The 7,703-nt window shown below is 72.0% G+C and carries 9 protein-coding genes and 1 pseudogene; 3 read left to right on the top strand and 7 right to left on the bottom strand.

Annotated features, from left to right (window positions below; translation table 11 throughout):
* The first annotated feature begins 108 nt into the window (after positions 1–108).
* Complete coding sequence (locus DBR36_RS09920) at positions 109–558, top strand: globin (RefSeq protein WP_108318981.1); 450 nt, start codon at positions 109–111, stop codon at positions 556–558.
* 39 nt (positions 559–597) lie between these two features.
* Here the strand turns inward: DBR36_RS09920 and DBR36_RS09915 are convergent, their stop codons facing one another.
* Together DBR36_RS09915 and DBR36_RS09910 are read right to left on the bottom strand one after the other, a co-directional pair.
* The gene (locus DBR36_RS09915; RefSeq protein ID WP_108318979.1) at positions 598–1,395 is read right to left on the bottom strand and encodes a cation-transporting ATPase; all 798 of its coding nucleotides are present in this window, start codon (positions 1,393–1,395) and stop codon (positions 598–600) included.
* A 170-nt stretch (positions 1,396–1,565) separates the two neighbouring features.
* A complete protein-coding gene (locus tag DBR36_RS09910; protein ID WP_108318977.1) occupies positions 1,566–2,234 on the bottom strand; it encodes a hypothetical protein in 669 nt (222 codons plus the stop codon).
* A 53-nt stretch (positions 2,235–2,287) separates the two neighbouring features.
* On the opposite strand from DBR36_RS09910, the gene DBR36_RS09905 reads away from it, so the two are divergent.
* Positions 2,288–3,157 (top strand): acyl-CoA thioesterase II, encoded by an 870-nt coding sequence (locus DBR36_RS09905; RefSeq protein ID WP_108318975.1) that lies wholly within the window; start codon positions 2,288–2,290, stop codon positions 3,155–3,157.
* Between the two features lie 94 nt (positions 3,158–3,251).
* Here the strand turns inward: DBR36_RS09905 and DBR36_RS09900 are convergent, their stop codons facing one another.
* The 4 genes from DBR36_RS09900 to DBR36_RS09885 all read right to left on the bottom strand — a co-directional run bounded on the left by DBR36_RS09900 (position 3,252) and on the right by DBR36_RS09885 (position 6,753).
* Entirely contained in the window at positions 3,252–3,791 is a 540-nt protein-coding gene (locus DBR36_RS09900) for a thioesterase family protein (RefSeq protein WP_258222699.1), read from the bottom strand.
* Positions 3,784–5,463, bottom strand: a complete 1,680-nt coding sequence (gene ettA, locus DBR36_RS09895) for an energy-dependent translational throttle protein EttA (protein WP_108318973.1) — start codon at positions 5,461–5,463, stop codon at positions 3,784–3,786. The genes DBR36_RS09900 and ettA overlap by 8 nt, the downstream gene beginning before the upstream one ends.
* A 143-nt stretch (positions 5,464–5,606) precedes the next feature.
* Positions 5,607–6,110: a DUF6993 domain-containing protein gene (locus DBR36_RS17715; RefSeq protein WP_181373549.1), complete on the bottom strand. Its 504-nt coding sequence runs from the start codon at positions 6,108–6,110 to the stop codon at positions 5,607–5,609.
* 106 nt (positions 6,111–6,216) lie between these two features.
* The gene (locus tag DBR36_RS09885; RefSeq protein ID WP_108318971.1) at positions 6,217–6,753 is read right to left on the bottom strand and encodes a single-stranded DNA-binding protein; all 537 of its coding nucleotides are present in this window, start codon (positions 6,751–6,753) and stop codon (positions 6,217–6,219) included.
* 206 nt (positions 6,754–6,959) lie between these two features.
* Here DBR36_RS09885 and DBR36_RS09880 point away from each other — a divergent pair, with 206 nt between their 5' ends.
* Positions 6,960–7,217, top strand: a complete 258-nt coding sequence (locus tag DBR36_RS09880; RefSeq protein WP_108318969.1) for a hypothetical protein — start codon at positions 6,960–6,962, stop codon at positions 7,215–7,217.
* Positions 7,218–7,266: 49 nt separating this feature from the next.
* Here DBR36_RS09880 and DBR36_RS09875 read toward each other — a convergent pair.
* Positions 7,267–7,703: pseudogene (locus tag DBR36_RS09875) on the bottom strand (PLP-dependent aminotransferase family protein); the annotation flags it as partial.

The raw sequence follows: 7,703 nt of genomic DNA, 5'->3' as shown, positions 1-7,703 counted from the left end.
GAAGAAGACCGCGCGCGACGCGGCGCCCACCACCGCCGTCGAGCTGCCCGGTGCCGACACCCCCAAGCCCACGCCCCCCGCCGTGCGCGCCGACGAAGGGGACCACCCGTGAGCGAGCCGATCAGCTTCTACGACCAGGTGGGCGGCATGGACACGTTCCGCCGCCTGGTGGACGCGTTCTACCGCGGCGTCGCCGCGGACGAGGTGCTCAAGCCCATGTACCCCGAAGAGGACCTGGGTCCCGCCGCCGAGCGCCTGACGCTCTTCCTCGCGCAGTACTGGGGCGGGCCGACCACCTACGGCGAGACCCGCGGTCACCCGCGGCTGCGCATGCGGCACATGCCGTTCCACGTCGATCCCGACGCCCGCGACCGGTGGCTCGCGCACATGCGCGCCGCCGTCGACGAGATCGCGCTTCCTCCGGCCTTCGAAGCGCCCCTGTGGGACTATCTCGAGCGCGCGGCGCACGCGATGGTCAACACGTTCCAGCCCCGCGGGATCGGCCCCCAGCAGGACGGCCGACCCGACACAGGTCTTCCGGTCCGCGCGGCGGACTAGCCGCGGGCGGGCGGTGCTCCCGCCCACCCGCGACGGGGGTCAGCGTCCCAGGAAGTCGCCGAAGCCCGGGATGTCGAGGTTCGACAGCTGCTCGCCGAACCCGCTCACCTGTTCGCCGACGCCCGACACGGCGTCCTGTGCTCCCCCGGCCCACTCGCCCGCGGCGCCCAGGTCGACACCGGATGCCATGGCGTCCAGATCGACGCCCTCGGCGAGACCCGCGAAGTCCACGCCCATCTGCCCGGCCTGCGCCAGCAGCGGTGCCGCGACGGCGCTGACGACCGCACCGCCGGCCACCGCGGCCAGCAGCCCGCCCGCACCGACGACGCCGGCGCCGATCAGCCCGGTCCTCCCGGCGCGCGCGAACAGCTGCGACAGGCGCCCCGGCCGCGTGGCCTCGGCACGCGCCGCGGTGCGGGCGAGGTCGTCGGGTGCGTCCGAGCGCGGGCGCTCGTGCGCCGAGAACTCGGCATCCATCCGCTCCTTGACGTGCGCGCGCTGCGCGGGGGTGAGCCGGGCGAAGGCCTCGCGGTGCATCTGCTCGATGCGGTCGGGGTCGGCCGTGCGCAGCAGGTAGTCGTAGCGGGCGATCGCGGCGCGGTCCTCGGCGGACACGGCCGTCCGGCCGGAGGCGGGCGGGGCGTAGCGGCCTGGCACCGCGGGACGCGAGTGCGCCGGGGGTGCGTCGTTGCGACGGTCCCCGGTCACCGCGTCAGCGGCGGAGCGGACGACGTCGCGCCAGTCGCGACCGCCCTGCGACGGGTTCGCACGCTGCGACGACGAGGCCTTGTCGACGGCCTTCGAGGCGAGGGAGATGAGACGGGACAGGTTGACCATGACGAGACCTCTCGACGGGCGGCGCACGGCCGCGACGTCAAGGTCTCCTCCGCCCCGCGGGACCGGCGCACCCGGAGCCCAACCGTGGACTCGTACTGACGGATGCGTCGCGTCGGGAGTACTCCCCTTGCTGCCTCCATCGTACGAAGGCCACCTGTGCGCGTGCTGTACTAGCTGCCGGTCGCGCGCACGGCGGTGAGCCCGGAGCGCACCGGCCCGCGCACCAGCACGTGACCGCGGGCCAGGCTCACCCGGGTCCACGAGCCGCTGCGGCGCACCGGCGCCTCTTCGGACCCGGCGATGAAGCCCAGGGCGAAAGCGGCGAAGGCGGTGCCCAGCGGCAGGCCGCCGAGGGCGTCGTCGGGCTGACCCCACACCTGCGCGCGGATCACCCGCACGACGTCCTCGCCCGCGTCGGCCGGAAGGGCGTCGGCCACGGCCGCTACCCCGTACTGGGCCCGGGATGCCAGGACCGAGGCGTCGATGGCATCCGTCTGCTCCCATCCGCTGCGCGGGGGCGAGATCCCCGCCCACGCCGGAAGCGACGCGGTGTCGGGAAGGACCACCGCCGTGGCGTCGTCCGGAGCGGGGAGGAGGGATGCCGCGTCAACGACCAGGTCGCACTCGAGCTCGGGGTCGATCGCCGACACCCTCAGACCCAGCACCGTGGGGGTCGCGTCGAGCAGCCCCTTGGGAGCGAGCGGAGCGGCGGTCGACACCAGCACGCCGCCGTCGGCCCGCAGGCGGACGGTACCGTCACCGAGCCGGATGGCGCGGGAGGCGAAGGTGAGCAGGTCGGCTGCCGCCTGCGGGTCGGGGAACAACAGGCGCGCGGACACCCGCCCTAAACTATCAAGCGGTGCGCGTTCGTCGTGCCGGAACGGGAGTCCGCATGTCCGACGCCGTCGATCCCGTGACCTCGCTGCTCGCGGTCCTCGACCTGCGCGATGCCGGCGCGCGGACCACCGAGGACATCTTCACGGGTGTGTCGCAGCCGATGCCGTTCGGCCGGGTGTACGGCGGCCAGGTGCTCGCGCAGTCGATCGTCGCGGCCTCGCGCACGCTCCCGCCCGAGCGCACGGTGCACTCGATGCACGGGTACTTTCTGCGGCCGGGCGACCCCGCCGACGGGATCACCTTCTCGGTCGACCGCATCCACGACGGTCGGTCCTTCTCGACGCGGCGCACGCAGGCCTTCCAGGGCGGCGTGCCGATCTTCTCGATGATCGCGTCGTTCCAGGACGAGGACCCGGGGTTCGAGCATGCCGAGCCGATGCCCGAGGGCATCCCTCAGCCCGAGGAGCTGACGCCGTTCGACCCCGAGGGCCTGCATCCCCTCAGCCGGCGCATGTTCTCGGAGCGTCCCGTCGACGTGCTGCACGTGCCGTCGCCGGTGTACACCTCGGTCGAGGGGCCGCACGTCCCGCGCCAGGCGGTGTGGATGAGGGTCAGTCGCACGCTGCCCGACGACCCGGCGGTGCACCGCGCCGCGCTGGCGTACCTGAGCGATCTGACGATTCAAGAGACCATCCTGCGCGCGCACGGCGTCGCGTGGAACGCCCCCGGGCTGAAGGTCGCGAGCCTCGACCACGCGATGTGGTGGCACCGCCCCGGGCGCGTGGACGACTGGCTGCTGTACGTGCAGGAGTCGCCGAACGCCCGCGGCGGACGCGGTCTGTCGACGGGCCGCATCTACACGCGCGACGGCGTCCTGGTGGCCAGCGTCGCGCAGGAGGTCATGGTGCGGCTCCCCCGCGACTGACCACCGGATGCCGCCCGCCCGGCGGAGGGACCGCGCGGCGGAGCGATGAGCCGGCGGAAGGCTCCGAGGGTGGTCGCGTCAGGAGGCGGACGGTTCAGCTGCGGGCGGAGCGCCGCCGGTAGTCGATCGGGTCGCCGACGTAGGGCGCCCACGCCGTTCGCTCCGCTTCGCTCCAGCGGATCGGGCGGCCGCTGGCGGTGTCGACGAGCACGACCACGACGGTCGCGCGGGCGTAGAGCACCTGCTCGGCGTCGCCGACGGGACTGAAGACCTCGAAGCAGACGTCCGAGCTGGACCCGCCCATCGCGCCGATCCACATGCGCACGTCGAGGGGACGCTGGCTGTAGGGAACCGGACGCAGGTACTCGATCTCCTGCCGCGCGATGAGGGTGGCGCGTTCACCACCGCTGTCGAGCACGCTCATGTCGAACACCGCGGTCGGCAGGGCCTCGCCCTCGCCGTCGCTGCGCCAGAAGGCGCGGAGGCGGGCCTCTTCGAGCAGCTTGAGCATGGAGGTGTTGTTGACGTGGCCGAGCGCGTCCAGGTCGCCCCAGCGCAGGTGGATCGGCACGTGCAGCCGCTCGGGCCCCGCCGCGGCGGAGCCCGAGCCGGTGGTGACGTTCGCGTCAGTCACGCGTGAGCTTGCGGTAGGTCGAGCGGGCCGGGTTCGCGGCATCCGCTCCGAGACGCTCCACCTTGTTGGCCTCGTAGGCCTCGAAGTTGCCCTCGAACCAGTGCCACTGGTCGGGGTTCTCTTCGGTGCCCTCGTAGGCCAGAATGTGCGTCGCGATGCGGTCGAGGAACCACCGGTCGTGCGTGATGACCACGGCGCAGCCGGGGAACTCGAGCAGGGCGTTCTCGAGCGAGCTCAGGGTCTCGACGTCGAGGTCGTTGGTGGGCTCGTCGAGGAGCAGCAGGTTGCCGCCCTCTTTCAGCGTGAGCGCGAGGTTGAGGCGGTTGCGCTCTCCACCCGAGAGCACACCGGCCTTCTTCTGCTGGTCGGGGCCCTTGAAGCCGAACTTCGACACGTAGGCGCGCGAGGGGATCTCGGTCTTGCCGACCGTGATGATGTCGAGCCCGTCCGAGACGACCTCCCAGAGCGTCTTCTCGGGGTCGATGTTGGCGCGGGACTGGTCGACGTAGCTGATCTTGACGGTCTCGCCGATCTTGAGCGTGCCGCCGTCGAGCGGCTCGAGGCCGACGATCGTCTTGAAGAGCGTCGTCTTTCCGACACCGTTGGGGCCGATCACGCCGACGATGCCGTTCGGGGGCAGGTTGAAGCTGAGGTTGCTGATGAGCGAGCGGTCGCCGAAGCTCTTCTCGAGCTTCTTCGCGTCGATCACGATGCTGCCCAGGCGCGGACCCGCGGGGATCTGGATCTCGTCGAAGTCAAGCTTGCGCGTGCGCTCCGCCTCGGCCGCCATCTCTTCGTAGCGGGCCAGACGCGCCTTGGACTTGACCTGGCGACCCTTGGCGTTGGAGCGCACCCACTCGAGCTCCTCTTTGAGGCGCTTGGCGAGCTTGGCGTCCTTCTTGCCCTGGACGTCGAGGCGCTGCCCCTTCTTCTCGAGGTAGGTCGAGTAGTTGCCCTCGTAGGGGTAGAGGTGACCGCGGTCGACCTCGGCGATCCACTCCGCGACGTTGTCGAGGAAGTACCGGTCGTGGGTGATGGCGATGACGGCACCCTTGTAGGCCTTGAGGTGCTGCTCGAGCCACAGCACGCTCTCGGCGTCCAGGTGGTTGGTGGGCTCGTCGAGCAGCAGCAGGTCGGGCTTCTGCAGCAGCAGCTTGGCCAGGGCCACGCGGCGGCGCTCACCACCGGACAGCGGGACGACGGAGGCATCGGCGGGCGGGGTGCGCAGTGCGTCCATGGCCTGCTCGAGCTGCGAATCGAGGTCCCACCCGTCGGCGGCGTCGATCTCTTCTTGCAGGGTACCCATCTCGGCGAGCAGCGCGTCGAAGTCGGCGTCGGGGTCGGCCATGAGCGCCGAGATCTCGTTGAACCGGTCGAGCTTGGGCTTGATGGCCACGCCGTCCTGGATGTTCTCGAGGACCGTCTTGCTGTCGTCGAGCTCGGGCTCCTGCATCAGGATGCCGACGGTGAAGCCCGGGCTGAGCCGCGCCTCGCCGTTCGAGGGGTTGTCGAGTCCGGCCATGATCTTGAGGATCGTGGACTTACCGGCACCGTTGGGACCGACCATGCCGATCTTGGCGCCGGGCAGGAACGACATCGTGACGTCGTCGAGGATCAGCTTGTCGCCCACGGCCTTGCGCGCGCGGACCATGGAGTAGATGTACTCAGCCACCGAGGTGTACCACCTTCGAGATTCGGGGATCGGGCCGTCTCGCACCGGGATGCACCGCCGATGCGGCAGCGAGGTCCTAGTCGAGCGGAAGTCGCTTCGATCCTATCAACCGAGGTGCGCAGGACCGGCGAGCGAGCCCGGCGTCACCAGTCGATCGTGCGCGTCTGCCCGATGAGACAGCCACCCGAGGACAATCCGGGCAGGACCGTCGTGACCGGGTCGCCGATCGAGGGGCCGACCTGGCCGACGAGGCACTGATCGCCCAGCCGCACCGCGAACTCGATGCTCTCCGCCGCGTTTCCGATCGTGGAGTAGTCCGCCGTGACCTGCATCGCCGATTTGTCGAAACCCGCCGCGGTCAGGGCGTCGATGTACGCCCGGCCCGACACCTGGTCGGGGCCCGACCAGACACCCGACACGACCTGCGCGAAGAACGGGAGGTTCTGCGGCGCGCTCCCCCCGGGAACGAGGACCGGCGCGGCCGCGGTCGGAGCAGCCGACGGCGCGACGCTCGGGTCGGCCACCGATGCGGAGGGCTGTTCGGTGGTCGCCGGAGCGGGCTCGGGCGCCTCGCCCGTGCAGCCGGCGAGGCCGAGGGCGGCCACGAGGGCGAGCGCGGCGAGAGGACGACCGAAGGCGCGAGTCACGGGTCGAGTCTACGGAAGCGGCTCGAGGCGCCGAACCGGACGGCCCCGGACCCCACCGTCCCGAGGCCGACCGTCCGCCGCGCCCACCGGCCGTCCTGTGCCGCGCTCAGAAGGGACCGTCTCCTCCCCCGACGGGGACGGCATCCGTCATCTGTTCGCGATCGGCCACGGCCTCCGCTCCCGCCCCCGGGAGGGCCCACCCGTCGGCGCCGGCCGGATCCGTGCGCGCCTGCTCCGACCCGTCCTCGTGCGCGGGCTCGGATGAGCCGCTCGCGGCATCGCCCGGCCGCTCCGCGCGGACGAAACGCGTGGTCCCCCAGCGCAGGTCGTGCCCGATGGCGTCGGCGACGACGTCGGCGCTCACGCCGCGCGTCGTCTCGTTCTCCCACTCTCGCAGGCGCAGCCGTCCGGTCACGACGACCCGCTCGCCCTTGCGCAGGGACCGCAGGGCGTTGGCCCCGAGGTCGCCGAAGGCCGAGATCGCGTAGAAGCTCGTGTGTCCATCGACCCACTCGTTGCGCTCGCGGTCGAGTCGACGCTCGCCGACCGCGAGCCGGAACGCGGCGACGGGACCCCCGTCGCGCGTCGTGCGCCGCTCCAGTTCTCCGACGACGTTGCCCACGAGGCTGATGTGGTCGCTCATGTGTGTTCTCCTCTCGACGTGGTGTGCGCTCCGGCATCCGTGTGCCCGACGGATGCCGGAGCCACGCTCAGACTGGTCGCGACGCGGGGATCACGACGGCGGGAAAGGGCCGATCCGGGGACCGATCGGCCATGCCACCGGGTGGGGAGGAGAGGCGGACGCTCCCCCGCGGAGGCGATGTCGGAGGTCGGTCGTACGGTCGTCGCATGCACACCGCACTGTGGAACGACCCCGCACCGGCTCCGCGCTCGGCCGGGTGGGGCGCGGCGACGCACGTCGCCGCCGGTCTGTGGCGCATCGCCGACCCGCGGGGCATCGTGGTCGGCCACATCCGCGCCATCGCGGCCGAGGGCGGGTGGCGCTACGCGGCCGAGCGCTTCCACGTCGCGTCGGGGGGCTTTCGTCGGCTGGGCGAGTTCTGGTCGTCGTCCGACGCCGTCGAGTGCCTGCGTTACGCGCGGTGAGCGGAGCGGTATGCCACGCATCGCCCGGCGCTCGCGGACGAGAGCACCGTCACACCACCGTCGCGTAGTCCTCGCGAACGACCACCGCGCTTCCCCCGCGGACGTCGTCCCACGCGGCGCGCAGAATCCCGACGGCCCGCTCGAGGGCGGCCGGGGGTGCGGTGAACGGCACCCGCAACCGGCGGTCGTGTCCCCCCTCGACGGCGAAACGGGATCCCGCCGACAGCGCCAACCCGCGCCCTCGGGCGTTCATCACGAGGGGGGTGCTCAGGGGCTCTCCCAGCCCGACCCACAGCGACACCCCGCCCGACACATCGGGAACGTCCCACTCCGGCAACGTCGATCGCAGGGCGCGGACGAGGCTGTCGCGACCGGCGCGCAACAGGTCGCCGCGCTGGTGAGCGATCTCGTCGAGGCGCGGGACGAGGCGTGTCGCGATCGCCTGCTCCAGCTCGGGCGTGCCCAGGTCGTGCACCGGACGTCCCG

It is taken from the genome of Microbacterium sp. HMWF026, from assembly GCF_003061325.1.
GTDB lineage: Bacteria > Actinomycetota > Actinomycetes > Actinomycetales > Microbacteriaceae > Microbacterium > Microbacterium testaceum_E.
Note: the sequence above shows the minus strand (reverse complement) of the source record. Positions and strands in the feature narration are given on the sequence as shown.